The organism is Agrobacterium sp. 22-214-1, from assembly GCF_053522465.1.
In genome coordinates, this window is record NZ_JBNWCK010000003.1 from 72,660 (window position 1) to 98,966 (window position 26,307).

The following is a 26,307-nucleotide window of genomic DNA, read 5'->3' on the forward strand; positions in this document are numbered from 1 at the left end:
TGGTGGAATAATGCGTGGCCGCATCGCTTGTTCCGCAACGCACAGGATAATGTCGTCTAAAACCGTGAGCCGGCGCAATTCGATTCCGCTTCAGGCACATATGGGCTAAAGCTCGTCTCCATCTTCAGCTTTCCGGCCCGCCATGACAGACACGACGCATCCACGCCTCAACCCGCTGCATCTTGCCGCCGCCTTCGCCAGTGGCTGCCTTTTGACATTGATGGTGCATTTCAACGGTCAGCTTGCCCATTACGGCAATGCGCTGTTTTCCTCCTGGACGGCGCATGGCACCGGCACGGTGGCGGCGCTGATCTATCTCGCCATCATGCGTCCGAAGAAAGATGAAGGCGCGGCAGAAAAACCGAAAGCGCCGCTCTGGGCCTATTGCGGCGGGGTCGTAGGTGCGGCCATCGTCATCCTTACCTCCACCGCCGTCAATTCGCCGCTGGCGCTTTCCGGCACCATTGCGCTCGGACTTGGCGGACAGGTCATCTTCAGCCTCCTCGCGGATCTTTTCGGCCTCTTCGGCCTGCCCAGAAGAAAGCCGGACCTGCGGGACATGGCGGCTGTGGCGCTGATCCTGTGCGGTAGTGCGCTCATCATCCTTGTCGGGAGAACGGCATGATTGTCTGGATCGCCATGGCCTTTACCGGCGGCGTCTTCGTGGCGCTGAGCCGCCAGATCAACGGCCGCCTCAGCCTGTCCAACTCGCCGCTCATCGCATCGTTCTGGAACCACATTGTCGGTTTTGCCGTGCTGACGGTCATCGGCCTCACCGTCGGCGGCCTCATTCCGCCGGGCGCGGCCGATGCGCCTTGGCTTGCCTTTATCGGCGGGCCGATCGGCGTCGTCTTCATCGCTTCGGGAAGCTGGCTCATTCCGCGCATCGGTGCGGTCAATACCGCCCTTCTGGTCATCAGCGGGCAGATGGTCTCAGGCGTGGTTCTCGATCTTTTCGGCGATCATCCGCCGAAACTCTGGGCGAGCGCACTCGGCATCCTGCTCATCTTCGCCGGCATGGTGCTCACACAGCGGCGCGGTCGCTAGAGCATTTCCAGTAAAAATGCGCAGCGGTTTTACATCAGGAAAATGCGGAAAGCTCAGGAATCGCTGCCGCGCGAAAACATGCCGAGCAGGGTCTTGCTGCCGCTTTTACCGCCGCTGCTCGCAAGTGTCGGCCGGTTGCCGTTCAACTTCGGCACCACCACCATGCGCTTGACTTCGCCGCGCTTGAAGGCCGCAAGGAAGCGCGGGTAATCGCGGAACACCACGCAGCCATTCGATTCGCCGCGTTTCGCCAGCATGTAGGTATGCGCCAGAAGACCGTCGCGACCATGCGGGTTGACGCCGTTTTCCGGCGTCAGGCGAATGGCCTCGACGCCGTGGAACCGCGCCTCGCGCATCGTCAGACGATAGCTGGAAGGCGGCGTCGAACCGCGCATTCTCACATGCACGTAATCGGGGTTGTCGCGCATCTTGCCGATGCCGGAATGCGCTTCGAGTTTCTCGCCATTCGGCATGTGCACCACGCCGGAGGAAATATCGTAGATCGCCGTGCCATTACCGCGATCCGGCCATGGAACCGCATCCATCTTGCTCGGCTCGCGCATCGGATTGTCAGGCTTTGCAAAGGCGAGCATGGCGCCGGTGCTCTGCTTCGGCGGCGCAGGGGCGCGAAGGGGAACCGGCGCATCGAAAGCCGGCGCCGAAGCGACGGCCGGAACATGTTCCTCGGTCTTGGACGATGTCGCGGGACGCGGTGACGGCTCAACCGTCTGAGCCGTTGCAACCTCGGGGCGGAAGCTCGGCAGCGGCACATCATCGGGCTGCAGGCTGCTTGCCTCTTCCTCGATCCGCGGCCGCGCCAGCGCCACTTCAAATGCCGGGTGCTGCGGAACGGCGCTCTGATAGGCAACCTCGGAGGTGCGACCCAGCGCCGAATCGACGATCGCCGACGGCTTGAGCGCGGCAAGCTGCTTCACCGTCGCCTGCCCTTTTGCGTTGGCAGCCGCGCCGAAGCGCTCGCCGAATTCCTTTGCACCGATCTCGGGCATGATGCCAGCGAGGCGAACCGCCTTCTGCTGGCCATGGCTGTGGTCGCTCAGACGGGAAAACTTGCGGACGTGAATATCCCGCGCGGCCGCGTGGGCAATTGCCGTCTCAGTGGAAGCGAATCGCGTCACCAGCGTCTTTTCAAACTGCCCGACACCATGCGAAGCGGCGGCCATGCCGTGCAGCAAGGCAAAGGCGGCGAAGGCGAAAAGGCCGGCAAAGGCGCCGCCGCCGAGAAGGGCGGACATTCGGCCGAACGCAAAGGATTTGCCTCTCTTGACGGAAGACGAACCGGCAAGACCGGCGCCATTATAGGCCGCAGCAGAAAACGCCATGATACTCGTTACTCGAACCGTTCACGCACACCCGGCCGACGCCGGAGGGATTTTGGGACATCCGAAGGGCGGGCAAACACCACGCCGGTTTCGGAACTGACTGGTTCGAAGCATGACGAATTATGGTAACCAAAGTGTTTACGAGTCCCTGCAAAAATAATTCGTTAAGGTCTGCGCATTGTAAGGCGAAGGCAAAACAATGACTTGCGCCGAGACTGCGTGCATCCGCACTGCATCCTCCCGGGAAATACCCCTTAAAGGGTCGTCATCGGCCTAAAAAATTTCCGTCGCCGCATTGTCAGGTAAATTCCGACTTGGCCGGAAATTTGCTGCAAATGCGGCAGGACTGCGACAGGGCAAGCCCCTGCCCGAAACATCCGTGCCTGCCGGATAGGTCGAAAGGGGCTTGATCCGTTAAAGCCGGCTTGGCATCCTGCCCTAAAAAGGGAGGCACATCATGAAGGCGCTGCTGCTCATCGATATCCAGAACGGTTTTTGCCCTGGCGGCAATCTGGCCGTTGCCGATGGCGACAGGGTCGTGCCCATCGCCAATGCCCTGATCGACAATGGCGGCTACGATCTCATCGTCGCCTCGCAGGACTGGCACCCGGAAAATCACGGCAGCTTCGCCTCGCAGCATCCCGGCAAGAAGCCCTTCGACATGGGCGAACTCTCCGGCAAACCGCAGATGATGTGGCCGGACCATTGCGTGCAGGGCACGCCGGATGCGGAATTCCATCCCGACCTCAAGACGGACGCCTTCGACTATATTCAGCAGAAGGGCGAGAATCCCGCCGTCGACAGCTATTCCGCCTTTCGCGACAATGATCAGGGGGCGACGACGGGACTGGCCGACTATCTGAGCCGTCAGGGTGTCACGCAACTCGACGTCTGCGGCCTTGCCACCGATTATTGCGTCAGTTTTTCGGTGATCGATGCCCTCGACATGCTGCCCGGTGTGAATGTCCGTTTCATCGAAGATGCCAGCCGCGGCATCGATCCGCAGGGCATCAAGGCCGCGATTTCGACGATGCGGGAAAAAGGCGCGGCCATTCTCAAAAGCCGCGACATTTTGCGGGACTAGTTTAGCGCGGCTTCGGCTTCTCCAGCACGTCGATATCGCCTGCTGCATCCTCAAGGCGTCTCAGGATCGCGGCATGCGCATCCCTGAGCCCCTCATTATAAAAAACATGCCCCAGCTCCTCGGCCAGAAAATCCACGAAGATTTCCGCCTGCAAATGGCCGATCTCGGCTTCGGTCTCCCGGGCAAGATAATCCCGGATACGTGCGGCCAGGGCGGCCTTTTCCTGCTTTTCCAGCATCGATCTTCCATCGTCTGACTATTGAGGGATACGGGAGGAAGGCGGTGAAACCGTCCGTCCGGCACCGGCCTTATGGGGCGTTACCGTAACGGAAGCTTCAAGGGAATCAATCGATCCATTCATGCAATTCGTTTGCCAGCCGGGCGGGACGGCGATAGAGCGGCGGGCAAGGAGTTTCCAGAAATGTTCAATGCAGATTTTCGCGAGGGATTGAAGAGCGGTTTCCCGATCGCCCTCTCCGCCGCCCCCTTCGGTGCGCTGTTCGGCGCGGTCGCAGTCGATAACGGGCTCAGCGTCACCGAAGCCACGATCATGAGCGGCACCGTCTATGCGGGCGCGAGCCAGCTCGTGGGTATCGAATTGTTCGGCCAGAAGGTTGCCCCCTGGCTGATCGTTCTTTCCGTCTTCGCCGTCAATTTCCGCCACATCCTCTATTCAGCCGCCATTGCCCGGATGATCTCGAACTGGTCTTTCCTGCAAAAGGCCGCGGGCTTCTTCGTGCTGGTCGATCCGCAATTCGCCGAATCGGTCAGAAAATACGAAAATACCGGCACGGTCGGCTTTTCCTGGTACATGGGCTTTGCAGCGCCGGTCTATGTGCTGTGGCTGGCCATGACCATTCTCGGCGCGTCGCTCGGCAATATGGTCGGCGATCCCAAAGCCATCGGTCTCGATGTGCTGCTGCCGATCTATTTCATGGGCATGGTCTTGAGCTTCCGCCAGCGGGAGAATTTCTACCCTGTCATGCTGGCAAGCGCGGTGGGCGCAACGGTTGCCTATCACATCGTCGGTTCGCCATGGCATGTGAGCCTCGGCGCCGTCACCGGAATTCTCGTCGCGGTCCTCTATCCGCCGAAACCGAACGGCGCGGCGAATTCTGAAAGCGGGGTGGAAACGCCATGAGCGACATGCTGCATGCCGATACGCTGATCCTGATCGCGCTCGCCGCCATCGCCACCTATCTCACCCGCATCGGCGGTTATGTGCTGATGACGCGGATGAAATCCATCCCGCCGCGCATGGAGGCGGGACTGAACGCCGTTCCCGTAGCGGTTTTGACCACGCTCGTCGCACCCGCCTTTTTCGAAGGCGGATACGAGGTGAAGATCGGCATGGCGGCAGCGCTTCTGGTCTGCCTGCGCTTTCCCGGCCTGACGATGCTGGCCGTCGGCTGGGCCATCGTCATCGCCATCAGGCATTTCGGGCTGCTCTAAGCGACCCGCTCCAATGGCTTCGTGGCGGCAACGAGCCACGCCTTAACCTCCCCGTCGGTGATCAAGGGAGAAAGCTTCTCCAGAACCCCGGCGTGATACGCGTTCAGCCAGTCCAGTTCTTCATCGGTCAGGAGAGCGGCGACGACCAGCCTGCGGTCGATGGGGCACCAGGTCAGCGTCTCGAAGGAGAACATCGGCTGGTCGCCGCCGGCCACCTCCTCCGCCTCGCATACATAGATGAGGTTCTCGATGCGGATGCCGAAAGCGCCGGGCCGGTAATAACCCGGCTCGTTGGACAGGATCATGCCGGGCAGAAGCTCCTGCGTCGAAAGCCGCGAAATACGCTGCGGCCCCTCATGCACCGAAAGATAGGAGCCGACGCCGTGGCCGGTGCCATGGGCATAATCCGCTCCCGCCTTCCAGAGCGCGATGCGCGCCAGCGGATCGAGATCGCAACCGCGCGTTCCCTTCGGAAACCTTGCGGTGCTGATGCCGATCATGCCCTTCAGCACCAGTGTGAAGAAACGCTTCTGCTCTTCCGGCACCGTGCCGATTGCAACGGTACGGGTGATATCCGTGGTGCCATTGACATATTGCGCGCCGGAATCGACGAGGAACATCTCGCCGTCCGCAAGTGTGCGGTCGGTATCGGTGGTGACGCGGTAATGGATGATGGCGGCATGTTCGCCGGCGCCTGAAATCGTATCGAAAGACACGTCCTTGAGCGGGTTTTGCAGCCCCTGCCCCACCTTGACCCGAACGGCCTCCAGCGCCTTGACGGCGGCGATTTCGGTGACGCTGCCCGGCTGCTGGCGGTCCAGCCAGCAGAGATATTCGACCATGGCCGCGCCATCCTGCACATGGGCGGCTGCCGAGCCGGCCAGTTCCGCCTTGTTCTTGCGCGCGCGCGGCAGGCGGACAGGATCGGCCTCCTCGATAAGCGAGCCGCCCGCCGCCGTGATTGCGCCGGTCAGCGCCACAGGGGTCAGATCCGCATCCACCATGACGCGGCCCTTGGCGCTGGCAATGGCATGCAGACGGTCAGCGATCTTCGACGGCGGCAATTGTGTCGCGAGCTGCGCCAGATAGGCCTCGGTCTCGATGCCGGTCTTGCGTTTGTCGAGAAAAATATCCGCCCTGCCATCGGCATAGATAATGGCGCGGGCGAGCGGGTGCGGCGTATGCGGCACGTCATTGCCGCGAACATTGAAAATCCAGGCGATGGAGGATGGATCGGTAACCAGCAGGGCATCCGCGCCCTTTGCCGAGACCGTCTCCGCCAGCGAGGCGATCTTTTCCTTCGCCAGCTTGCCGGTAAAGGCCTCGGGCTGGATAACGACGGGCTCCAGCGGCTCGGAGGGACGGTCCTGCCACAGGGCATCGAGCGGGTTCTTTTCCAGGAGAACGACCGAACCGCCCTTGCCGGCAAGCACCTTTTCCAGCCGCTTCAACTCCGCGCCGGTGTGCAGCCACGGATCGATGCCGAGCCGGAAACCCTGTGGAGCATGTTCGGCCAGCCAGACGGAGGGCGGCGCGCCAACCAGATCGCCGCCGCTGAAGACCGATTGATCGACCTGCGACTTGAGCTGCGTCGTATAACGGCCATCGACAAAAACCACCGCCTCCGTGCGCGTTACCAGCGCAATGCCGGCGGAACCGGTAAAGCCGGTCAGCCAGGACAGGCGTTCGGCGCATTCCGGCACATATTCCCCCTGATATTCATCGGCGCGCGGCACCATAAAACCGTCGATACCAAGGGCATCGAAACCGGCGCGCAGCGCCTCGACACGGGCCTTGCCGAATTGCGGCGCGGATTTGTTTTCGAAGGTCTGGAACATGGGCGTCTTTCGGGAACTGTCATGAGAAAAGCTGCAAGGTTGCGCCGTCAAATCATTGGCGCGCAACGACAATGCCACGCGGACAAAGCCGGTTTCAAGCCATATATGACAGACCGGATTGCGGCGATAAATTGTGCAGCTTTTGCGAAATAAGTAATACTCAAGGCAAAGTGACATGCATTAAATGCATATCTACCCTGAGATATCCCCTCTAACTAAACAAAAACACATCGCTTATCTTCAGATCAACACAGCGAGAGAGACACTCTCCTGGCAAACAAGGATTTGAAGCAATGGCAAAATCTTTCCTCCGCACCGCCTTCGATCGCGTCGTTGAAGCACGCGAGCGTCAGGTCAGCCGCCATGTCAACGCCGCCCTTCTGAACCTCGACGACAAGTCGCTCGAAGCGCTCGGCATGAACCGCGCCGATCTTCGTCGCAAGGCAAAGTCCAGCTACGTATTCTGATGACGTCCGGCGCGGCGATCCTCCCTCCACCGCGCCGAACAGGAATACGTCGACTCGCTTGAGCAAGCTCCTCCCATGCTCGCGGGTTCCCAGGCGGCGCGAAAGCGCCGCCTTTTCTTTTGCCCGAAAGGGATGTTGCCGCTGGTTCAGTCTTTACGCAGATGCAGCGTGACCCAGCCATTGCGCCAGATGGTGCGGATATGGGAAAGCCGGGCGCCATTATAGGCGGAAAGCACCTTCCAGCGCTGTGATGCAAGAATGCCGGACAGGATGACGGTGCCGCCGGGCGCCAGATGCGTGACGAGCTGCGGCGCCATCTTGATGAGCGGCCGAGCCAGAATATTGGCGATGATGAGATCGAACGGGCCGTGCTTGCGGAAGGCGTCCGAGTGGAAGCCCGGCGCGGTCTCCAGCGCCATCCCGGAGACGATGCCGTTCAGCCGCACATTCTCCTTCGCCACCTTCACGGCGATAGGGTCGATATCCGTCGCCAGCACGGGAATGGGGCGCATCTTGCGCACCGCTATTGCCAGAACACCGCTGCCGGTGCCAAGATCGAGCGCGTTGCGCACTGTGCGCGCCTGCAGAACCTCCTCGATCATCTCAAGGCATCCGGCCGTCGTGCCGTGATGGCCGGTGCCGAAAGCCTGTCCCGCCTCGATCTCGATTGCCAGATCGTTCGCCCGCACCTTGTCCCGATCATGCGCCCCATGAACGATGAAACGCCCTGCCCGGACCGGCTTCAGCCCCTCGAGCGACTTTGCGATCCAGTCGACATCCGGAACGGTCTCCTTCTCGATGACGAGATCGGGAAAGGCCGGAGCAAGCAGGGCGCTGACACGCTCGCGGAACTCTTCCTCCTGTTCGGCCATAAGGTAGATGGAGGCTTCCCAGATATCACGCTTCTCATCCACCTCGGTCGTGGCAATCGCAACATCCTCCTCGCCGAAATAGTCCGACATGAGATCGAGGATTTCACCCGCCTGGATTTCGGTCGTGGTGACGTAAAGTCGGATTTCGCTCACGGCGGGCTGCTTTCTCTGGATGAGGTTATTGTTCTTGCCTTTGCCACAAAACCTCGGCCAGTCCAATAAGCCCCGCGCAATTATGCCGCCTCTATCAGCCCTTCAGAAGATTCTGAAGCTTTTGCTCGGCGACTTCCGGGTTTTCACCATAAGCAATGGTGCCGGAAAAACGGCCATTGGCATCGAGCAGGATGACGGACGCCGTGTGATCCATGGTGTAGTCACCATTCGGATCCTTCTCGTCCACCGGCACCTTCTTGGCATAGATGCGGTAGCCCTTCAGCGTCTCGGCGATCTTGTCGGCCGGGCCGGTGATGCCGGTGATGCGCTTCGAGACGTTGGAGACATATTGCTGCATGATTTCAGGCGTATCGCGCTCGGGATCGACGGAGACGAAATAGGCCTGCAGCTTGTCGCCGGCCGGGTCCACCTTTTCCATCCAGCCATTCAGCTCGAAAAGGGTCGTCGGGCAGACTTCCGGGCAATGGGTGAAACCGAAGAACAGCGCTGTCGGCTTGCCCTGAAAGGCCTTTTCGGTGATCGGCTGGCCGTTTTGCGCCGTGAGTTGGAAGGGCACGCCATAGGCCGTCTCCACCATTTCATTACGCGTCTTCGTCATTTCGATCGTTAACCAGCTGACAACGCCGGCGAGAACGAGCACGACGGCCCACAATACGATGCGAATATTTCTCATTGTCCAATCCTACCCCGAAAGCCGGCGGCATATCGCAGGCCCTGGCAGAGAGATAACGAAAGGCGACGGGGACGGCAAATCAACTGGACGTATTTACGGGAACCGCGCTGATTTGTCACAAATCCGCAGCCGGAAAACGCGTCACAGGCACCAGGCGATGCCGCTCTGTACCGTGGACAGGAAAATATCCGTGCCGTGCCGCACCCAGCCGTCAAAGGCAAGAAGCACGATGGCAAGCGAGGCCACAGCGGCAAGACTAGCCAGAATAAACTTCAGCGGATGGGAAACGAGCGCGTTCATATGCCCATCATAACCTGTTTGTGTGAGCGCGAAAACCGCCAAAATACTGGGTTTTGCCGGCGAGACCGGCGCAAATGTTAGGGAAAGTTTAAAATCTTGCTGTGCATTATGCCATAGCGGTTTTTAAGCCTCGACATGATGTCTCCCGGTCCATTCTCCGGCCACCGCATAAAGCTCAATCCTGCGTGGGCCTGTTAGAGAGCCATCAGAGGAAACCTGCCGTCATGTCCAACGCCATCAAGCAATCCGGCGCATATCTCGAAATCGTTTCCTTCCATCTGGGCGATCAGGAATTCTGCATCGACATCATGGCGATCCGCGAAATCCGCGGTTGGGCGCCGGTTACCCCGATGCCGCACACTCCGCCTTATGTTCTCGGCCTCATCAACCTGCGCGGCGCCGTCATTCCCGTCATCGACATGGCCGGCCGCCTCGGCATGAAGATGACCGAGCCGTCCGAACGCTCCGCCATCATCGTTACCGATATCGGCGGCAAGCTGGTCGGCCTTCTGGTGGAACAGGTCTCCGACATGATGACCATCCGCTCCGAAGACCTGCAGCCCGCACCCGATATCATTCCGGAAGAACAGCGCAGCTTCTGCCGCGGCATCGTGGCGCTGGAAAAGAGCATGGTCTGCTTCCTCAACCTCGACACCGTGATTGCGGACGAGCTGGCACGCGAAGCAGCCTGATCCAGGCATCTATAACGCAATTGAGAGGGGCAGGCCTTACGGCTTGCCCTTTTGCCATGTGACCTGCTGGTTATAAAGCGGCACCGTGGAGATCGCCATCTTGGCCGAACCGTCGGTCAGCTCCCGCGCATGCACCAGATAGATCAGCGTGTCATTGGCCTTGTCATAAACGCGGCTGACGACGAGCTTCTTCCAGACCAGCGACATGCCCTGCCGGAACACTTCTTCCCCGCCCTTGGAGAGATCGATATCGCCGATCTCCACCGGCCCCGTCTGGCTGCAGGAAATGGCGTTGTTGGAAGGGTCTTCGAACCAGTTGCCGTTCTTCAGCCGGTCGATGACGCCGCGCTCGAAATAGGTCACATGGCAGGTCACGCCCTTGATCTTCGGATCGGCGATCGCCTCGATGACGATATCGTTGCCGATCCAGTCGACGCCGACCTCGCCCACCACCTGCGAATGCGCCGCTGTCACCGGAAGCAACGCCAGAAAGCCCGCAAACAAACCCGACAGAGTTTTCATCCTCATCGCATCTTCTCCGTTACGCTGCTTCAAACATAGGTGGAAGCCACCGTTACGCAACCCGGGAGACGGCGCGTTTTTTCATGCTGCAGGGCTGGTAACCGGTGGAGGTGAGACGCCCCGCGACCATGCCGATCTTTTCCGGCAACTCGCGAATATGGGCGACACGCAAAGCCTTGGCCGCCGCAATCGAAGCGGCCGCGCAGACGACGGCGTCTTCGGCGGCATTGTGATGCACGAAACGCAGCTGCAGGTGATGGGCGATGACATTCAGCTTGTGCGACGCCAGATTGGGCCAGACATGCCGGGCGATCTTGACGCTGCACAGATAGGAAAGATCGGGATAGGACTGCCGGTATTTATCGAAAGACGCCCGCATGACGCTGAAATCGAAGGCGGCATTATGGGCGATCATGGTGGCGCCGTGGAAGTCGTCGATGAACTCCTCCATCACATCAGGAAATTCCGGTGCATCTTCGACATCGGCCGGGCGGATGCCATGCACCGCGATGTTAAAGGGCGAAAACCGCATGTCCTTCGGCCGGATCAGCCGTTCCTCGACGCGAACGATCTCGCCGCCCTCTATCCATGCAAGCCCGACGGAGCAGGCGCTGCCCCGTTCCTCATTGGCGGTTTCGAAATCGATGGCGATGGTTTTCAAAAGTGATTCCCGTTGTTTCATTCCGGCATAGACTGGATTGACGTCAAAGAGAACCGGCCTCGGCAGAGCCCGCTTCCGAAAGCATCCAGTCGATGAGTGTCACCAGATCGGGATTATCAAGCATACGCCGCGGATAAACGAGAAAATAGGCGAGCGTGCTGGCCATGTCCTTGCCGAAGGGCGCAATCAATGCGCCTTCCGCAAGCTCGCGGGAAACCAGCGAACGCCGGGTCAGCGCAATGCCGTGCCCGGCCTTGGCCGCATCCAGCGCGCCGTTGCTGTCGATGAAGACGGTGCCGCCGGAGGCATCCACGTCCGATGCTCCCGCCGCCTCCAGCCAGCGCCGCCATTCATTGCGGTTTTCATCGTGCAGAAGCGGAATGGATTTCAGGTCCCCCGCCTCCTGAAGCGGCCCATATTTTTCCAGAAGCTGAGGCGAACAGACCGGCAGGGTGCTGTCATCGATGAAACGGATACTCTCCAGCCCTTCATAACGACCAAAACCATGCCGCACCGCCAGATCGACATCATCCCTCGAAAAATCCACCAGCCGGTTCGTCACGCTGATGCGGACATCCACCTGCGGGTGTTGCTGCTGGAAGGCAGGCAATCGCGGCATCAGCCATTGCACGGCGAAGGTCGGCGTGCAGCTCAACGTCAGAACCGTGATCTCGGAGCGCGCCGTCAGTTCCGCCGTCGCCTCCCGCATCATCCGGAAGGCGGCGCGAAGCGCGCCGTAATAACGCTCCCCTTCGCGCGTCAGCTGGATGCTGCGCGGCTTGCGGAAAAACAATTGCACACCAAGGCGCGCCTCCAGTTCCCGGATTTGCAGGCTGACGGCACCGGGCGTGACATTCAACTCATTGGAAGCAAGCGTGACGCTGCGATACCGTGCTGCGGCCTCGAAGGCCTGCAACCCTTTCAGAGACGGAAGTTCGGCTGCCATGGTTTAGCTCATCTCAATTATCGAACGAGAAACAATCGTTTGAAAACATCATAAAACATGGAGTAAATAGACGCAACAAGACCTGAAACGCAGTGAAAACCACCCATCTCCAGTTTGAGCAAAACTCAACCGATATCGGGTGGATGGCGGCGAGCCCGCCTGCGATCATGTCGATACTCATGCTTTTGGGAGATGACGATGGCAATACAGAAACAGATGGATGCCGGTGAATGGGCGATGCTTGTCGCGCTTTCGCTTCTGTGGGGCGGATCGTTCTTTTTCATCGGTGTCGCAGTCAAGGAACTGCCGCCCGTCACCATCGTCACGCTGCGCGTCAGCCTGGCGGCAATCGCGCTTCTCATCGTCTGCCGCATCATGGGCCTTCGCCTGCCGCGTGAATGGGCGGTGTGGCGCGCCTTTTTCGGCATGGGCCTGCTCAACAACATCATCCCCTTCTGCCTGATCGTCTGGGGCCAGACCCATATTGCCAGCGGACTAGCCTCGATCCTCAATGCCACCACGCCCCTCTTCACCGTCATCGTCGCCCATTTTCTCACCGCCGACGAGAAGATGACCGGCAACAAGCTCACCGGCGTGCTGATCGGCTTTGCCGGCGTGGCGACCATGATCGGCCCGGCCGCATTCACCGGCTCATCCGGCCTCTGGGGCCAGATCGCCATTCTCGGCGCGGCCATCTCCTATTCCTTCGCGGGCATATTCGGCCGCCGTTTCAAGGCCATGGGCGTGCCGCCGCTGATGACCGCCACCGGCCAGATCTCCTCTTCGACACTGATGCTCATCCCGGCCGCCCTTCTTATCGATAAACCATGGACGCTCGCCATGCCGGGCCTCGGAACCTGGGGCGCCCTTGTCGGCATCGCCCTCTTGTCGACAGCGCTCGCCTATCTCATCTTCTTCCGCATCCTCGCCAGCGCCGGCGCCACCAACCTCGCCCTCGTCACCTTCCTCATTCCCGTCAGCGCCATCCTGCTCGGTTCGCTGCTCCTCGGAGAGCAACTGGAGATGAAACACTTCGCCGGGATGGCGATGATCGCCGCCGGTCTTGCGGCGATCGACGGCAGGCTGCCGGCAAAACTCAGAAGCCTGCTGCGCAACGCACCCGCTTGACAGGGCCATGCGGCAAAAGCATTCTGCGCGCATGATCGCAACGAAACAGAACACCACCCGTCGCCATACCATCACCGGCCACCCGGCAGGCAGAGGTATGTCGTCGCGTTAAGCGACCATTTCCACCCTGCCACCAGAGCAGGGTTCGCAAACCTGCTCCCATACGCCCAAGGAGACAGGCATGCAGAACATGAAATTTGCCGATAATGAAGATTCGCAATTCAGCTTGAACGAAGTCGTCCTGCGTGCGGCGCGTCTGGACGATGCCGAAGCCCTGACCGAAATGTTCAACCTGCCCGGCGTCCGTCACGGCACGCTCCGACAGCCGTTTCAGTCCGTTGAAAAAACGCGAAAATCGATGGAAAACCGCGGCCCGAACGATATCGCCATCGTTGGCGAATGGCGTGGAAAGATCGTTGCCAATGCAGGACTGTTTCGCAGGGCGGGAAGGCAGTCCCACATCGCCGATCTGGTGATCAGTGTTCACGACGATTTTGCGGGCAAGGGCGTCGGATCATATATCCTCGCGGCGTTGATCGACACGGCCGACAATTGGCACGATATACGCCGCATCGAGCTGAACGTCTTCACCGATAATCTCCCGGCAATCCGGCTTTACGAGAAATTCGGTTTCGAACGCGAGGGCACTCTGCGCAACGACGCCTATCGTGACGGAAAATACGTCGATGCCCACGTGATAGCGCGTCTTCGATAGTTCCGGTCAGTTGTCCAGGTGATCCGCAAACACTTCCCGAATGGTCCGGCGCGACCATTCGGCCATTTTGTCGTTACGTCCGCGCTCCGCATCCAGCACGATTAAAGCCTTCCACAGCGCCCAGCCGCGCCCGCGCTGCCATGTCGCCTCATCCAGATCCAGCGCCTGGCGAAAAACGGCGCGGCTTTCCACATCGAGCACATTCCAGGCGAGGATGAGATCGGAAGACGGATCGCCGACGCCGGAACTGCCGAAATCGATGACGGCCGAAAGCCGGCCGTCCTTCACCAGCAGATTGCCCTCGGCAATGTCTCCATGCACCCACACCCCCTGCTTCCGCCAATGGCTTGAAAGCGCAAGTTGCCATATCTCCATGGCCAGCGCCTGATGCACCTCATCGGCAAGCCGCGCCGCCGAAGCCTTCGCCTCCCCGTCATAGACCGAAAGCGAGCCGCCGCGATGGAAATTATGTGCGCCTGCGGGTGGGCCGTCCGAAGCATCCACCCCGTGCAATGCCCTTAAGAACGCGGCAACATCGATGGCGATGGTTGAAAGATCAACGCGATCCAGATCCCGGGCGAGCGGTTCGCCCTCAAGCCAGCGATAGACGGACCAGCGGAACGGAAAACCCTGTCCCGGCTGCCCGAGCGCCAATGGCGCAGGAATCGGAAAAGGCAGGAGCGGCGCAAGCGCCGGCAGCCACCGATGCTCCTTCTCCACCTGCGCAACATACCGGGCGGCACTTGGCATGCGGATCAGCATCTCATCGCCAAGACGAAAGCTGCGATTGTCCCAGCCGCTCAGTTCCACCGGTCGGATATTTAACGCCGCCCATTGCGGAAACTGGCTGCCTACCAGCGCACGGACCTGCTCTGTGCTGACGTCAATGCGGTCATCCATGCTGTGCTCTCCGTTTCAGGCGCAAAGCTCTAGCGGCAGAGAACAACATTGCCATGACGGTGTATCAGCCGCCGATCAAGGCCAGCCACTCGTCCTCGTCCATGGTCTGCACACCCAGTTCCGTCGCCTTGGCAAGCTTGGAGCCGGCTCCTGGCCCCGCCACCAGAATATCGGTCTTTTTGGAAACCGAGCCGGCCACTTTCGCGCCGAGGCTTTCGGCGCGCGCCTTGGCCTCGTCTCGGGTAAATTTCTCCAGTGAGCCGGTAAATACCACCGTCTTACCCGCCACCGGACTGCCATCGGTCGAGGGCTTTTCGGCCTCCTTCGGGCGAAGCTCCCGTATCAGCCGGTCGATGACATCGAGATTGCGCGGCTCCTTGTAGAATTCGATGATGGCGCGGGCCACCACCTCGCCGATGCCGTCGATGCTGTTGAGTTCGGCCCAGGCATCGCTCGCCGGGTCGGCTGCCGCCTTCATGCTCTCTTCGAAATGGTCGTAAGTGCCATAGGAGCGCGCCAGAAGCTTCGCCGTGGTCTCACCCACATGGCGGATGCCGAGCGCGAAGATCAACCGGTGCAGATCGATCTCGCGGCGGGCATCGATGGCGTCGAACAGCTTTCTGACGCTGACCTTGCCGAAGCCGTCGATATTCTCAAGCTTGGTCAGCTGCGAGGCCTCCTGCCGCGCCTTCAGGGTGAAAATCTCGGGCGCAGTCTTGATCGAGAGCGCCGGATCGTCGCTTTCGAAGAAGAAATCGATCTGCTTCGTGCCGAGCCCCTCGATGTCGAAGGCATTGCGCGAAACGAAATGTTTGAGATGTTCAACCGCCTGCGCGCGGCAAACGAACCCGCCCGTGCAGCGCGTGACCGAATCGAGCTTGCCGGTCTTCTCATTACGCTCCCGCACCGCATGGCTGCCGCAGACCGGACATTTTTCCGGGAACGCATATTTCACCGCATCAGTCGGGCGCTTTTCCAGAAGCACGTCCAGCACCTGCGGAATGACATCGCCGGCGCGCTGCACGATGACCGTATCGCCGATACGGATATCGTGGTCCTCCGGGCGGATGCGCTCGCCGCTATTGCCGATGCCTTCGATATAATCGGCATTGTGCAGCGTCGCATTGGTGACGACGACACCGCCAACGGTGATCGGGGTAAGACGCGCCACCGGCGTCAGGGCACCGGTGCGCCCCACCTGGATTTCGATATTTTCGACGGTGGTAAACGCCTGCTCGGCCGGAAATTTATGGGCGGTGGCCCAGCGCGGGCTGCGCGAGCGGAAGCCCAGCCGTTCCTGCAGATCGAGCCGGTCGACCTTATAGACCACGCCATCGATATCGTAATCGAGATCGGGCCGTGCTACGCCGATTTCATTATAGTGCTCAAGCAATTGCTCGGCGGAGGTGAATCGCTTCATCAGCGGATTGACCGGAAATCCCCACTCCCGGAATTTTTCGACGATGCCATATTGCGTATCGGCAATCCGCGCCGGCTGGCCGCCATTCGAAACCTCGCCCAGCGCGTAGGCGAAGAACCGCAGTTTGCGTTTCGCCGTCACATTGGCGTCGAGCTGGCGCAGGGAACCGGATGCCGTGTTGCGCGGGTTCACATAGGTCTGCTTGCCTTCGGCCTCCATCTGGGCGTTGAGCGCCAGAAAATCGCTCTTGGCCATATAGACCTCGCCGCGCACCTCCACCACATCGGGCGCATCGGCGGGCAGCTCGTTCGGAATTTCGTTGATGGTCCTGATATTGGCGGTGACATTCTCGCCCGTCGTGCCGTCTCCGCGCGTCGCCGCCGTCTTCAGCCTGCGGTTCTCATAGCGGATCGACATGGAAAGCCCGTCGATCTTCGGCTCGGCGGTGAAGGCGATGGAATCGTCCGGCAGATGCCCGAGGAAGCGATAGACGGAACTCACGAAATCCCGCAAATCCTCTTCCGAAAACGTATTGTCGAGCGACAGCATCGGCCGCGCATGCACGATGGGCGCAAAGGTCGGAAGCGGTGCGAAGCCGACTTTTTTCGACGGGCTGTCGGCCCGCACCAGCGCCGGGAAAGCCGCTTCGATGGCATCGTTGCGCCGCTTCAGCGCGTCATAGTCCGCGTCCGAAATCTCAGGCGCGTCCTTGCCGTGGTAAAGCGCATCGTGGCGGGCAAGCTCGGCCGCCAGAAACGCAAGCTCGGAAGAGGCTTCAAGCTCGGTGAGGTTTTCGACGGATTTCTGGTCTTTCGACATGACGGCCTCTTTTCGGAATTACCGAACGCTTTTAGCCGAAATAACAAACATTAAAAACAGTTTTGCCGTTGGACTCACAAGCCGAATCCGCTCGCGCAACGCTATCGGCAGCCGTCAGTCCTTGGCCGCCAGCAGGCGAGCCGCCGCAGCCCTCGCCTCGTCCGTCACCGACGCGCCGGCGAGCATGCGGGCAATTTCTTCGGTGCGGTGCTTCGGCTCCATGGTGGCCACGCGCGTGGCGATACGCTCGCTGCCGTCGCCGGATGGGCCCTTGGAGATGAGAAGATGGGTCGCCGCCCGTGCCGCCACCTGCGGCGCATGGGTAACGGACAGAACCTGCACGGTTTTGGACAGGCGGCGCAGCCGCTGGCCGATGGCATCCGCCACCGCGCCGCCGACACCCGTATCGATTTCGTCGAACACCAGCGTCGGTGCCGAACCGCGATCCGCCAGCGCCACTTTCAGCGCCAGCAGGAAGCGGGACAATTCACCACCCGAGGCCACTTTCATGATCGGGCCGGGACGTGTGCCCGGATTGGTCTGGACGTGGAATTCCACCGTGTCGATGCCGTCGGCCGTCGCCTGTTCGGCATCGGAGGTCACCTCGACGGTAAACCGCGCCCGCTCCAGCTTCAGCGCCGGCAGTTCTGCCATCACCGCGTTAGAAAGCGCATCCGCCGCATGGCGGCGTTTGTCGGAAAGCGATTGCGCGGCACGGTCGAAATCGGCCTTCACCACGCCGAGATTGGCCTCGAGCTTGCCGAGCTTTTCTTCGCCGGCATCGAGATCGGCGAGATCGGCCACCATTTTTTCGGCGAGAGCCGGCAGATCGGGCACGGCAACGTTATATTTGCGCCCGGCAGCACGCAGCGCAAACAGCCGCTCCTCCACCCGCTCCAGCTCACGCGGATCGAATTCGGTGCGGCGCAGCGCCGCCTCCACTTCCATCTGCGCATTGGAAAGGCTGTCGAGCGCAGCATCCAGCAATTGCACCGTGTCTTCCAGCAAGCCGGGAGCCTCGTGGCTCTTGCGCTCCAGACGCCGCATCATCGAGGCGATGACAGGCACGGGCGACGCATTGCCGTTCAGAAATTCGCTTGCCTCGGCGATATCGCCGGCAATGCGTTCGGATTTCTGCATCACCGCCCGGCGCTCGGCCAGCTCATCCTCTTCACCGTCGCGCGGCGAGAGCGTCTCCAGTTCCTCGACGGAGGAGCGAAGGTAATCCGCCTCGCGGGCCGCCGCTTCCACCTTGGCGCGGTGCGTCTTCAGCGCACGCTCGGCATCCTTCCAGGTGCGGTAGAGGCCCTGAACGGCGCGAGCCTCATCGCTCAGCCCGGCAAAGGCATCCAGCAGCGTGCGGTGTGCATCGGTATCGACAAGCGCGCGATCATCATGCTGACCATGGATTTCGACCAGCAATTGCCCGAGCTGGCGCATCATCTGCACGCTGATGGCCTGATCGTTGATATAGGCCTTGGTGCGACCGTCAGAGGATTGCACCCGGCGGAAAATCAGGTCGCCATCGTCGTCGAGACCGTTTTCACGCAGGAGAAGCCGTGTCGGGTGATTGTTCGGGACCTCGAAGGTGGCGGTCACCTGCCCCTTCTCTTCCCCGTGCCGCACAAGGCCGCCATCGCCGCGGCCGCCAAGCGCCAGCGAAAGACTATCGAGAAGAATGGATTTGCCCGCACCCGTTTCGCCCGTCAACACGGAAAGGCCCGCCTCGAAACCGAGGTCGAGCCTTTCGATGAGAACGATATCGCGAATCGAGAGCTGGACCAGCATGGCCTATGCCCCGTCTCAGGCGCCGATGAGCTTCTTGCCGGCGCGCGAAATCCAGGACCCCTTGTTTTCCCGCGGCTCCAGCCCGCTGCCCTTCAGCAGCTTGTAGGAATCCGAATACCATTGGCTGTCAGGATAGTTGTTGCCGAGAACGGCGGCCGCGGTTTGCGCTTCGTCCACCAGGCCCATCGCATAATAGGCTTCCGTCAGACGCGCCAGCGCTTCCTCGATCTGGTTGGTGTTCTGGTACTGCTCGACGACGATGCGGAAACGCGAAACGGCAGCGAGATATTCCTTGCGCTCAAGATAATAACGACCGACCTGCATTTCGCGGCCGGCGAGCTGGTCGCGGGCGAAACGGATTTTGGCCTGTGCATCGGCGACATATTCCGAATCGGGATAGTCGTTGACGACCTTGTTCATCGCCTCAACGGTGCGCTGTGCGGCGCGCTGGTCCTGCGTGACGTCGGAAATCTGCTTCGAATAGGCAAGACCGATCATGTACTGAACGTAAGCGGCATCCTTGGAGCGCGGATATTGGCGAAGGAACCGGCTGCCATTGGTAATGGCCACATCGTTCTTGTTGGTGCGCGTGGCAATGAAGGTCTGCATCACCAGCGCCTTCTGGCCCCATTCGGTGAAGGGATACTGCTTGTCGATCGCCTCGAACTTGCGTGAGGCTTCCGTCATGTTACCGGCGTTCATGTTGGCAAGCCCCTGCTTGTACAGAACATCCGGCGGATCGGTCTCGACGCCGAGCTTGGTGATGTCGATATCCGGATCGGACTGGCAGGCCGTGACGGCGACACTCGCGCCGACCAACATCAACGAGACGGCGATCCCCCGCATCGTACCCTTCATTGCACCAGACCCTACATGCTTCATTCGACAGTTCCCACTTCCCGCGCAAATACATAAGCATCGGCTTTGCACTGGCGTTCTAGCCATAAAAGCATCCGCAGGGCAACGCAATGATGACGCATTAACGCATTTTTATGGCATCGACCCGTGCAATCGCATGAATATCAGGCGATATTATGCAACTTCTTGTTCTCATCGCGAAAAAGCCGCCCCAAAGGGAGCGGCTTTTTCTGTCAATTGATAGCCTGCGAAGGAATTCACGCAGACCAGGGTGCGAATTCCGGCATGTTGACCGCAACGAATTCGCGGGCGCGCACCATCTGGTTGCGAGCGGCCGGCGCTTCGACGATCTCATAGGCGGTGCGGTCGCTCAAAAGCGCCTTCAGCGCATTCGCATTGACCTTGTGGCCGCCGCGATAGGAGCGGTAGCAACCGATGAACTGCGCGCCGGCAAGCGCCAGGTCGCCCACGGCGTCCAGCGTCTTGTGACGGACGAATTCGTCCTTGGCGTAACGCAGGCCTTCCATGTTGATGACGCTGTTGTCGTCGGAGATGACGACCGAGTTCTCGAGCGAGGAGCCAAGCGCATAACCGGCGGCCCACAGGCGCTCCACATCCCGCATGAAGCCGAAGGTGCGGGCGCGCGACAGTTCGTTCTTGAAGCTCTCCGCCGTCAGGTCGCCCTTCCAGGACTGCTTGCCGATCAGCGGCGTATCGAAATCGATGTCGACCTCGAAGCGCGTACCGTCATAGGGACGGAACTCCGCCCAGGAGGCGCCCGAATCGATGCGCACCGGCTTGGTGACGCGAATATAACGGCGCTTCACGCCGAGGCTCTTGATGCCGACCGATTCGATCGCTTCGATGAAAGGTGCGGAGCTGCCATCCATGATCGGCGCTTCCGGACCGTCGACTTCAACGATGAGGTTATCGAGGCCCATGGCGTAGATGGCAGCCATGACGTGCTCGATCGTCGCAACCGACTGGGAAAGCGAACGGCCGAGCACGGTGCACAGGTCGGTATTGCCGACATTGGCCGAAACCGCCTTCAACTCGGTAACGCTGCCATTGTCATGAAGGCGATGGAAGACGATGCCCGTTCCGGCTTCTGCGGGCTGGAAGGTCATCGAAACCGGATTGCCGGAATGCACGCCAATGCCTTTGAGCTGAACAGCATTTGCGATAGTTGTCTGAAATCCGAGCAGTCCGATAGTCATGCGAATATGCCTTGTTTTGCAAACCGCGCCGCTTGAGCGCCGTTCAAGTTTTCGAGCCAGTCTGGCAACCGGCCAAGTCCGTGTTTTCCTTTACCCAGCCTCATACATACGCACATGTAGGTGCCACGACAAATCACTGTTCGTTTCGGATTGTTACACGCGTAAACCTTTGAAAAAACGAATTAATTTAGTGTTAATAACGTAAAATAAACAAAACGCCCGGATCGTGAAACCCGGGCGTTCGAAGAGGCGGATGGAATCGCCCTTAGTTGGACTGGCGGCGCAGGAAGGCCGGGATTTCCAGCTGGTCGTCGTCGTGATGGCTGGCCGAAGAAGGCGTTGCGCGGCCGTGGTCGTCAAGCTGGCCACGACGCGGTGCGTAGAGGCTGGCTTCCGGCGAAAGCGGGGCGCGGCGCTGCTGCGGCGCCATGCTCGGCGCATCCATCATGTCGGACGGAACTTCTTCTTCTTCGCGGCGGCCAAGCGAGTTGGTGATGCGCTTCAGAAGACCCATCGGGCCACGCTCTTCCTGGGCGGCAGGAGCGGCATGGGTGCGATGTTCCATCTCGGCCTTCACGACCGGCGGGAAGTCTTCGACCTTCGGCATGCGTACCGGCTCGGGCTGGCGGGCAACCGGTGCGGGTTCCTGATAAACAGGAGCCTGCGGCTGCTGCATGCGCGGCGCCGGAGCGGCAACCTGTTCCGGAGCATGGTAGACGGGCGCCGGAGCGACCGGTGCCGGAGCAGCCTGCTGAACCGGCTGGGCCGGACGGAGAGCCGCCGGCGCTTCAGCCGGAGAAGATGCGAACAGCTTGCTCTGCGGACGGAAATCCTGAGCCGGCTGCTGGTGTGCGGCGAAACCGAGTTCGCGTTCCATTTCGGCTTCCGCCGAACGGATGGTCTGGGCGATCGGGTCTACGGCCTTCTGTGCCTGCGATACTGCTGGAGCAGGCTGAACTGCGGCCGGAGCGGAAGCAACGGCCGCGGAAGGACGGATAAGCGGCTTGGCAACGGCTGCTGCGGCACGCATATCGGCAACGTTCTGCTCGCCGATGCCAGCAACGCGGTCGATGCCGGTTGCGACGACGGAGACGCGGATGAGACCTTCCAGAGCTTCGTCGAAGGTTGCGCCGAGGATGATGTTGGCATCCGGATCGACTTCTTCGCGAATGCGGGTGGCCGCTTCGTCGACTTCGAACAGGGTAAGGTCGCGACCGCCGGTGATGGAGATCAGCAGGCCCTGTGCGCCCTTCATCGAGGTTTCGTCGAGCAGCGGGTTGGCGATTGCCGCTTCCGCAGCCTGCATCGCACGGCCCGGACCGGAAGCCTCGCCCGTGCCCATCATCGCGCGGCCCATTTCGCGCATGACCGAGCGAACGTCGGCGAAGTCGAGGTTGATGAGACCTTCCTTCACCATCAGGTCGGTGATGCAGGCAACGCCGGAGTAGAGAACCTGGTCAGCCATGGCGAAGGCGTCGGCAAAGGTCGTCTTGTCGTTGGCAATACGGAAGAGGTTCTGGTTCGGAATGACGATCAGCGTATCGACGGACTTCTGCAGTTCCTCGATGCCCTGTTCGGCAAGACGCATGCGGCGGCCGCCTTCGAAGTGGAAAGGCTTGGTGACGACGCCGACCGTCAGGATACCCTTGTTGCGGGCAGCCTGTGCAACGACTGGGGCAGCTCCGGTGCCGGTGCCGCCGCCCATGCCGGCGGTGACGAAGCACATGTGGGTGCCGTTCAGGTGATCGATGATCTCGTCGATGCATTCTTCAGCGGCCGCGCGGCCGACTTCCGGCTGGGAACCGGCGCCGAGGCCTTCGGTGACGTTGACGCCGAGCTGGATGACCCGGTCTGCCTTCGTCATGGTCAGCGCCTGCGCATCCGTGTTGGCGACGACGAAGTCGACGCCCTGGAGGCCGGCCGTGATCATGTTGTTGACAGCGTTACCACCACCACCGCCGACACCGAAAACAGTGATGCGTGGCTTCAGCTCGGTGATATCAGGCTTTTGCAGCTGTATCGTCATTTTAGCATTCCTTCTTTCTCTGGCCGCATCGCCCCGCTGGCCGATTCTTGAAAACTCAACTCTGAAACCTCCGGCTTACGCCACGAGGCCACTCAAAAACTCTCTTTCAGCCATTGCCCCACCCGGGCTATCCGGCCGCTACCCGTACCAAACGGCGAGAACATTCCGCCTTGCGCCGCATGAATTTCTATGTCCGCCACCTGCGGATAGATCATCAGTCCGCAGGCGGTTGAAAATGCCGGTCCCTTCGCCGCGACCGGAAGACCGGCAACACCCATGGGGCGGCCGATACGAACGTTGCGGGCGAGAATGCGCCGTGCCGTTTCCGGCAGCCCCGTCAGCTGGCTTGCGCCGCCGGTCAGGACCACGCGCTTGCCGACAATGGGGCTGAAGCCGGACTTCTGGATACGATCACGGATCAATTCCAGCGTCTCTTCGATACGCGCCCGCACGATGCGGGTTACAAGGGCTCTTGAAACTTGCGATGGTTGATCGCGATCGTCTTCGCCAATCGGCGGGATCGAAATCATGTCGCGCTCATCCGCGCCATTCAGCAAAGCCGAACCATGCACCACCTTCAGTCTCTCCGCATCTTCGATTCGTGTCGAGAGGCCACGTGCAAGATCTGTCGTAACGTGATGGCCGCCAAGGCCGATCGCGTCGGTGTGGATGAGCCGCCCTTCGGCGAAAACCGAGATCGTCGTGGTGCCGCCGCCCATGTCGATGGCCGCACAGCCGAGTTCGACTTCATCGTCCACCAGCGCTGCAAGACCGCTGGCATAGGGCGTCGCCACCATGCCTTCGACCGAAAGATGGGCGCGGTTGACGCAAAGCTCGAGGTTCTTCAGCGCCGTGCGCTCCACGGTCACCACATGCATGTCGACGCCAAGGAGGTCGCCATACATGGAGAGCGGATCACGAATGCCGCGCTCACCATCCAGCGAATAACCTGTCGGCAGCGAATGCAGGATCGCCCGGTCCTGACGCATGGACTGCTGGCTTGCCGCCACCAGAACCTTGCGCAGGTCGCTTGCTTCCACTTCCTGGCCGCCGAGATCGATGCTCGCGGTATAGATATCGCTCGCCAGCCGTCCGGCGGAAACATTGACGATCAGGCTGTCGACGGTAAGGCCCGCCATGCGCTCGGCCGCATCGACAGACAGACGGATCACGCCTTCCAGCGCGTCAAGATCGGCGATCACGCCTGACTTCACGCCACGCGAGCGCTGGTGGCCAATGCCGATGATTTCCACCTTGTGGGTGCGGCCCGGAAGGATTTCACTTTCCTGACGCGGCGTCAGACGGCCGATCATGCACACGACCTTGGTCGAGCCGATGTCCAGCACCGAAACGATATGGCTGCGCTTGGAGGAAAGCGGCTTCAGCCGAGGCAGACCGAAATGGGAAGAACCGAATAAGCTCATGTGTTCTTCTCCGCCTTCTTGAGAGCCTTGGTGCGCGCATCGACAGCGGCCTGGCGGCGTTCCGTGGCGCCCTCGGTCAGCTGGATCGTGGTGCGGTCCGCGAGCCTCAGATCAACCGCTGCGACATCGCGCGACAGAACCTTTTCCTCGAGATCGAGCCGCGCCAGCAATTGCAGCGCCTGCGGCAGGTTTTCTTCCGGCAGCTTGACCACGATGCCGTTATCGAGATGCAAGTCCCAGCGACGGCCGGCAATGCGGACATAGGCGCGGACACGGTTGCGGATTTCCGGCCAGTCGGCCAGCTGCTCGACGAAACCGGCGGCACCCGTTTCCGCGTCGCGGCCGACGAAGAGCGGCAGGGCGGCGAACTTATTGTCCCGCAGCGGCGCAATCACGCTGCCGCTTTTTTCGATCAGCGACAGTTCCGTTCCATGCTGCCAGATACCGAAGGCCTGACGCTCCTTTAGCCGGACTTCCACGGTCTTGGGGTACACCTTGCGGATATCGACATCTTCCACCCAGGGAAGCTGCACCAGCTTGCGGCGCGCCGCATCGATATCGAGCGCGATCAGCGAGGTGCTGCCATCGAGGCCGAGAAGCTGGAACACTTCGATTTCGGAGGTTTGCAGATTGCCGGAGACCTTCACGTCCTCGACCGCAAAGCCTGCGGCCGATGTCGTGGTCTGGGTAACGATATTGGTGTGCCCGCCGAGCGACATGCCGTAAAGCCCGGTCACCGCGTAAAAGGCGACGGCCGAAATCGTACCGGTATGGGCAGGAATGTGAATGCGTCCGGTCGCAAGGCTGACACCGAAACGCACGAAGCGACGCAGAGGACGCGGCAATACCATGCGGTCGTCGGCGCTGGCCGCCGCCGCGAATTGTTCGCGCTTTTTTGCCGTCGACTTTTTGCCGATCACCGCAAACACGAAGCGTCCTCCACCATCCAGCTGACAAGGTTACCAAAGGAGCGGCCAGCATGAGCCGCCATTTCCGGCACCAGGGAGGTCGGCGTCATGCCCGGCTGCGTATTCACTTCAAGCCAGATAACTTCGCCATCTTCTGAGAAACGGTCGTCGTAACGAAAGTCTGAACGGCTTACGCCACGGCATCCGATCGCCCGATGCGCCATAACCGCCAGTGTTTGAATTTTTTGGTAAATTTTCGGTGAAATTTCTGCGGGAATGACATGTTTCGAGCCACCAGCCGCATATTTCGCATCATAATCATAGAAATTGTGACCGAGCGGCACCACTTCGGTGACGCCCAGCGCCTCGCCGTCGAGTACACCGCAGGTCAGTTCGCGGCCGTGAATATAGCGCTCGACCATCACCTGATCGCCGTAGCGCCATTCCGACGAGGTGAGGATCTGCGGCGGATGCGACTGGTCTTCCTTGACGATCACGACACCGAAGCTCGAACCTTCACGCACCGGCTTCACGACATAAGGGGGTGCGAGCGGATGCTCGCTGGTGAAATCGAAGCGGTTCATGACGCGCTCGGCAGCCACCGGAATGCCGGCAGCAGCGGCAACCTTCTTGGCCTGCGCCTTGTCCATGGCGAGCGCGGAAGCGAGCACGCCGGAATGCGTATAGGGAATGGCGAGATATTCGAGGATGCCCTGAATGGTGCCGTCTTCGCCAAAGGGACCGTGCAGCGCGTTGAAGGCGACATCCGGGCGTAGCTCGGCTAGCACGGCGGCGACATCGCGCCCCACATCGACCCGGGTGACCTTGTAGCCCTCGTCTTCCAGAGCCTGCGCGCAAGCGTTGCCCGACGACAGGCTGACCGGCCGCTCCGACGAAAATCCACCCAAAAGAACAGCTACGTGCTTGCCGCTCATCGATACCTCTGACACCAACTCTCCGTTACGAACCACGCTCCGAACCGACCGAATTTGACGAACGGTGATTCTGGCACATGACCCTTGGGATCAGTTAAACG

The 26,307-nt window shown here is 60.6% G+C and carries 27 protein-coding genes; 9 read left to right on the top strand and 18 right to left on the bottom strand.

The features are described from left to right. Positions 1 to 142 precede the first annotated feature (142 nt). Complete coding sequence (locus ACQZ5G_RS13350) at positions 143 to 625, top strand: DMT family transporter (RefSeq protein WP_448736607.1); 483 nt, start codon at positions 143 to 145, stop codon at positions 623 to 625. Continuing rightward, on the top strand, positions 622 to 1,047 hold the full coding sequence (locus ACQZ5G_RS13355) for a DMT family transporter (RefSeq protein WP_448736606.1): 426 nt from the start codon (positions 622 to 624) through the stop codon (positions 1,045 to 1,047). The genes ACQZ5G_RS13350 and ACQZ5G_RS13355 overlap by 4 nt, the downstream gene beginning before the upstream one ends. 53 nt (positions 1,048 to 1,100) lie before the next feature. Here the strand turns inward: ACQZ5G_RS13355 and ACQZ5G_RS13360 are convergent, their stop codons facing one another. After that, a complete protein-coding gene (locus tag ACQZ5G_RS13360; RefSeq protein ID WP_448736605.1) occupies positions 1,101 to 2,387 on the bottom strand; it encodes a tlde1 domain-containing protein in 1,287 nt (428 codons plus the stop codon). Positions 2,388 to 2,844: 457 nt separating this feature from the next. Between ACQZ5G_RS13360 and pncA the strand changes: the two genes are divergently transcribed. Further along, positions 2,845 to 3,471: a bifunctional nicotinamidase/pyrazinamidase gene (gene pncA / locus ACQZ5G_RS13365; RefSeq protein ID WP_448732776.1), complete on the top strand. Its 627-nt coding sequence runs from the start codon at positions 2,845 to 2,847 to the stop codon at positions 3,469 to 3,471. Position 3,472: 1 nt separating this feature from the next. Here pncA and ACQZ5G_RS13370 read toward each other — a convergent pair whose 3' ends face one another. Further along, positions 3,473 to 3,709: a DUF2164 domain-containing protein gene (locus tag ACQZ5G_RS13370; RefSeq protein WP_003522348.1), complete on the bottom strand. Its 237-nt coding sequence runs from the start codon at positions 3,707 to 3,709 to the stop codon at positions 3,473 to 3,475. Between the two features lie 183 nt (positions 3,710 to 3,892). Here ACQZ5G_RS13370 and ACQZ5G_RS13375 point away from each other — a divergent pair, with 183 nt between their 5' ends. Together ACQZ5G_RS13375 and ACQZ5G_RS13380 are read left to right on the top strand one after the other, a co-directional pair. Beyond that, a complete protein-coding gene (locus ACQZ5G_RS13375; protein ID WP_448736604.1) occupies positions 3,893 to 4,612 on the top strand; it encodes an AzlC family ABC transporter permease in 720 nt (239 codons plus the stop codon). After that, positions 4,609 to 4,923 carry an AzlD family protein gene (locus ACQZ5G_RS13380; RefSeq protein ID WP_448736603.1) on the top strand — a complete coding sequence of 105 codons (315 nt, stop codon included), beginning with the start codon at positions 4,609 to 4,611 and terminating at the stop codon, positions 4,921 to 4,923. Before ACQZ5G_RS13375 ends, ACQZ5G_RS13380 begins: the two co-directional genes overlap by 4 nt. Here ACQZ5G_RS13380 and ACQZ5G_RS13385 read toward each other — a convergent pair. Continuing rightward, entirely contained in the window at positions 4,920 to 6,761 is a 1,842-nt protein-coding gene (locus tag ACQZ5G_RS13385) for an aminopeptidase P family protein (protein WP_448736602.1), read from the bottom strand. The two genes, ACQZ5G_RS13380 and ACQZ5G_RS13385, sit on opposite strands and share 4 nt — an antisense overlap. Before the next feature lie 293 nt (positions 6,762 to 7,054). Between ACQZ5G_RS13385 and ACQZ5G_RS13390 the strand changes: the two genes are divergently transcribed. Then, positions 7,055 to 7,228 (top strand): hypothetical protein, encoded by a 174-nt coding sequence (locus ACQZ5G_RS13390; protein WP_003522343.1) that lies wholly within the window; start codon positions 7,055 to 7,057, stop codon positions 7,226 to 7,228. A gap of 146 nt (positions 7,229 to 7,374) precedes the next feature. Here the strand turns inward: ACQZ5G_RS13390 and ACQZ5G_RS13395 are convergent, their stop codons facing one another. The 3 genes from ACQZ5G_RS13395 to ACQZ5G_RS13405 form a co-directional block, all read right to left on the bottom strand. Next, positions 7,375 to 8,253: a 50S ribosomal protein L11 methyltransferase gene (locus tag ACQZ5G_RS13395; RefSeq protein ID WP_448736601.1), complete on the bottom strand. Its 879-nt coding sequence runs from the start codon at positions 8,251 to 8,253 to the stop codon at positions 7,375 to 7,377. Positions 8,254 to 8,347: 94 nt separating this feature from the next. Continuing rightward, complete coding sequence (gene sco / locus ACQZ5G_RS13400) at positions 8,348 to 8,947, bottom strand: cytochrome oxidase assembly protein Sco (RefSeq protein WP_003522341.1); 600 nt, start codon at positions 8,945 to 8,947, stop codon at positions 8,348 to 8,350. Between the two features lie 141 nt (positions 8,948 to 9,088). After that, complete coding sequence (locus tag ACQZ5G_RS13405; RefSeq protein WP_233283355.1) at positions 9,089 to 9,247, bottom strand: hypothetical protein; 159 nt, start codon at positions 9,245 to 9,247, stop codon at positions 9,089 to 9,091. A gap of 224 nt (positions 9,248 to 9,471) precedes the next feature. On the opposite strand from ACQZ5G_RS13405, the gene ACQZ5G_RS13410 reads away from it, so the two are divergent. Then, entirely contained in the window at positions 9,472 to 9,939 is a 468-nt protein-coding gene (locus ACQZ5G_RS13410) for a chemotaxis protein CheW (protein WP_003522339.1), read from the top strand. Positions 9,940 to 9,975: 36 nt separating this feature from the next. On the opposite strand, the gene ACQZ5G_RS13415 is transcribed toward ACQZ5G_RS13410, so the two are convergent. Genes ACQZ5G_RS13415 through gcvA form a run of 3 tightly spaced genes read right to left on the bottom strand, consistent with a single transcriptional unit; the run spans position 9,976 to position 12,068 of the window. Further along, the gene (locus ACQZ5G_RS13415) at positions 9,976 to 10,467 is read right to left on the bottom strand and encodes a CreA family protein (protein WP_269340696.1); all 492 of its coding nucleotides are present in this window, start codon (positions 10,465 to 10,467) and stop codon (positions 9,976 to 9,978) included. Between the two features lie 46 nt (positions 10,468 to 10,513). Further along, a complete protein-coding gene (locus tag ACQZ5G_RS13420) occupies positions 10,514 to 11,122 on the bottom strand; it encodes a 3'-5' exonuclease (RefSeq protein WP_279656270.1) in 609 nt (202 codons plus the stop codon). A gap of 43 nt (positions 11,123 to 11,165) precedes the next feature. After that, on the bottom strand, positions 11,166 to 12,068 hold the full coding sequence (gene gcvA, locus ACQZ5G_RS13425; protein ID WP_448736600.1) for a transcriptional regulator GcvA: 903 nt from the start codon (positions 12,066 to 12,068) through the stop codon (positions 11,166 to 11,168). 198 nt (positions 12,069 to 12,266) lie between these two features. Here gcvA and ACQZ5G_RS13430 point away from each other — a divergent pair, with 198 nt between their 5' ends. Both ACQZ5G_RS13430 and ACQZ5G_RS13435 read left to right on the top strand, forming a co-directional pair. Continuing rightward, positions 12,267 to 13,196, top strand: coding sequence for a DMT family transporter (locus tag ACQZ5G_RS13430; RefSeq protein ID WP_031233882.1), 930 nt, complete (start codon positions 12,267 to 12,269; stop codon positions 13,194 to 13,196). Between the two features lie 181 nt (positions 13,197 to 13,377). Continuing rightward, complete coding sequence (locus ACQZ5G_RS13435) at positions 13,378 to 13,911, top strand: GNAT family N-acetyltransferase (RefSeq protein WP_448736599.1); 534 nt, start codon at positions 13,378 to 13,380, stop codon at positions 13,909 to 13,911. A 6-nt stretch (positions 13,912 to 13,917) separates the two neighbouring features. Here the strand turns inward: ACQZ5G_RS13435 and ACQZ5G_RS13440 are convergent, their stop codons facing one another. The 9 genes from ACQZ5G_RS13440 to ACQZ5G_RS13480 all read right to left on the bottom strand — a co-directional run bounded on the left by ACQZ5G_RS13440 (position 13,918) and on the right by ACQZ5G_RS13480 (position 26,206). Next, positions 13,918 to 14,811: an aminoglycoside phosphotransferase family protein gene (locus ACQZ5G_RS13440; RefSeq protein ID WP_448736598.1), complete on the bottom strand. Its 894-nt coding sequence runs from the start codon at positions 14,809 to 14,811 to the stop codon at positions 13,918 to 13,920. A gap of 64 nt (positions 14,812 to 14,875) precedes the next feature. Further along, on the bottom strand, positions 14,876 to 17,050 hold the full coding sequence (gene ligA, locus ACQZ5G_RS13445; RefSeq protein WP_448736597.1) for an NAD-dependent DNA ligase LigA: 2,175 nt from the start codon (positions 17,048 to 17,050) through the stop codon (positions 14,876 to 14,878). Between the two features lie 114 nt (positions 17,051 to 17,164). Then, complete coding sequence (recN, locus tag ACQZ5G_RS13450; protein WP_020810274.1) at positions 17,165 to 18,838, bottom strand: DNA repair protein RecN; 1,674 nt, start codon at positions 18,836 to 18,838, stop codon at positions 17,165 to 17,167. A 15-nt stretch (positions 18,839 to 18,853) separates the two neighbouring features. Continuing rightward, positions 18,854 to 19,720 (bottom strand): outer membrane protein assembly factor BamD, encoded by an 867-nt coding sequence (locus tag ACQZ5G_RS13455; protein ID WP_003522209.1) that lies wholly within the window; start codon positions 19,718 to 19,720, stop codon positions 18,854 to 18,856. A 233-nt stretch (positions 19,721 to 19,953) separates the two neighbouring features. Next, entirely contained in the window at positions 19,954 to 20,913 is a 960-nt protein-coding gene (gene lpxC, locus ACQZ5G_RS13460; protein WP_003522208.1) for a UDP-3-O-acyl-N-acetylglucosamine deacetylase, read from the bottom strand. Between the two features lie 265 nt (positions 20,914 to 21,178). Continuing rightward, the gene (gene ftsZ, locus ACQZ5G_RS13465) at positions 21,179 to 22,939 is read right to left on the bottom strand and encodes a cell division protein FtsZ (protein WP_448736596.1); all 1,761 of its coding nucleotides are present in this window, start codon (positions 22,937 to 22,939) and stop codon (positions 21,179 to 21,181) included. A 92-nt stretch (positions 22,940 to 23,031) separates the two neighbouring features. Then, positions 23,032 to 24,363, bottom strand: coding sequence for a cell division protein FtsA (ftsA, locus tag ACQZ5G_RS13470; protein WP_003522206.1), 1,332 nt, complete (start codon positions 24,361 to 24,363; stop codon positions 23,032 to 23,034). Continuing rightward, complete coding sequence (locus tag ACQZ5G_RS13475; protein WP_003522205.1) at positions 24,360 to 25,292, bottom strand: cell division protein FtsQ/DivIB; 933 nt, start codon at positions 25,290 to 25,292, stop codon at positions 24,360 to 24,362. Before ACQZ5G_RS13475 ends, ftsA begins: the two co-directional genes overlap by 4 nt. Beyond that, positions 25,280 to 26,206, bottom strand: a complete 927-nt coding sequence (locus tag ACQZ5G_RS13480) for a D-alanine--D-alanine ligase (RefSeq protein ID WP_003522204.1) — start codon at positions 26,204 to 26,206, stop codon at positions 25,280 to 25,282. Before ACQZ5G_RS13480 ends, ACQZ5G_RS13475 begins: the two co-directional genes overlap by 13 nt. Between the last annotated feature and the right edge of the window lie 101 nt (positions 26,207 to 26,307).

Excerpts from the sequence above, each read along its gene's own strand:
- ACQZ5G_RS13370 (WP_003522348.1), bottom strand. The coding sequence starts at position 3,709 with ATGCTGGAAAAGCAGGAAAAGGCCGCCCTGGCCGCACGTATCCGGGAT.
- recN (WP_020810274.1), bottom strand. The coding sequence starts at position 18,838 with ATGCTGGTCCAGCTCTCGATTCGCGATATCGTTCTCATCGAAAGGCTC.
- ACQZ5G_RS13480 (WP_003522204.1), bottom strand. The coding sequence starts at position 26,206 with ATGAGCGGCAAGCACGTAGCTGTTCTTTTGGGTGGATTTTCGTCGGAG.
- ACQZ5G_RS13390 (WP_003522343.1), top strand. The coding sequence starts at position 7,055 with ATGGCAAAATCTTTCCTCCGCACCGCCTTCGATCGCGTCGTTGAAGCA.
- sco (WP_003522341.1), bottom strand. The coding sequence starts at position 8,947 with ATGAGAAATATTCGCATCGTATTGTGGGCCGTCGTGCTCGTTCTCGCC.
- lpxC (WP_003522208.1), bottom strand. The coding sequence starts at position 20,913 with ATGACTATCGGACTGCTCGGATTTCAGACAACTATCGCAAATGCTGTT.
- ACQZ5G_RS13375 (WP_448736604.1), top strand. The coding sequence starts at position 3,893 with ATGTTCAATGCAGATTTTCGCGAGGGATTGAAGAGCGGTTTCCCGATC.
- ftsZ (WP_448736596.1), bottom strand. The coding sequence starts at position 22,939 with ATGACGATACAGCTGCAAAAGCCTGATATCACCGAGCTGAAGCCACGC.
- ACQZ5G_RS13455 (WP_003522209.1), bottom strand. The coding sequence starts at position 19,720 with ATGAAGCATGTAGGGTCTGGTGCAATGAAGGGTACGATGCGGGGGATC.
- ACQZ5G_RS13405 (WP_233283355.1), bottom strand. The coding sequence starts at position 9,247 with ATGAACGCGCTCGTTTCCCATCCGCTGAAGTTTATTCTGGCTAGTCTT.
- ligA (WP_448736597.1), bottom strand. The coding sequence starts at position 17,050 with ATGTCGAAAGACCAGAAATCCGTCGAAAACCTCACCGAGCTTGAAGCC.
- ACQZ5G_RS13430 (WP_031233882.1), top strand. The coding sequence starts at position 12,267 with ATGGCAATACAGAAACAGATGGATGCCGGTGAATGGGCGATGCTTGTC.
- ACQZ5G_RS13410 (WP_003522339.1), top strand. The coding sequence starts at position 9,472 with ATGTCCAACGCCATCAAGCAATCCGGCGCATATCTCGAAATCGTTTCC.
- pncA (WP_448732776.1), top strand. The coding sequence starts at position 2,845 with ATGAAGGCGCTGCTGCTCATCGATATCCAGAACGGTTTTTGCCCTGGC.
- ACQZ5G_RS13355 (WP_448736606.1), top strand. The coding sequence starts at position 622 with ATGATTGTCTGGATCGCCATGGCCTTTACCGGCGGCGTCTTCGTGGCG.
- gcvA (WP_448736600.1), bottom strand. The coding sequence starts at position 12,068 with ATGGCAGCCGAACTTCCGTCTCTGAAAGGGTTGCAGGCCTTCGAGGCC.
- ACQZ5G_RS13415 (WP_269340696.1), bottom strand. The coding sequence starts at position 10,467 with ATGAGGATGAAAACTCTGTCGGGTTTGTTTGCGGGCTTTCTGGCGTTG.
- ACQZ5G_RS13440 (WP_448736598.1), bottom strand. The coding sequence starts at position 14,811 with ATGGATGACCGCATTGACGTCAGCACAGAGCAGGTCCGTGCGCTGGTA.
- ACQZ5G_RS13385 (WP_448736602.1), bottom strand. The coding sequence starts at position 6,761 with ATGTTCCAGACCTTCGAAAACAAATCCGCGCCGCAATTCGGCAAGGCC.
- ACQZ5G_RS13350 (WP_448736607.1), top strand. The coding sequence starts at position 143 with ATGACAGACACGACGCATCCACGCCTCAACCCGCTGCATCTTGCCGCC.
- ACQZ5G_RS13380 (WP_448736603.1), top strand. The coding sequence starts at position 4,609 with ATGAGCGACATGCTGCATGCCGATACGCTGATCCTGATCGCGCTCGCC.
- ftsA (WP_003522206.1), bottom strand. The coding sequence starts at position 24,363 with ATGAGCTTATTCGGTTCTTCCCATTTCGGTCTGCCTCGGCTGAAGCCG.
- ACQZ5G_RS13360 (WP_448736605.1), bottom strand. The coding sequence starts at position 2,387 with ATGGCGTTTTCTGCTGCGGCCTATAATGGCGCCGGTCTTGCCGGTTCG.
- ACQZ5G_RS13435 (WP_448736599.1), top strand. The coding sequence starts at position 13,378 with ATGCAGAACATGAAATTTGCCGATAATGAAGATTCGCAATTCAGCTTG.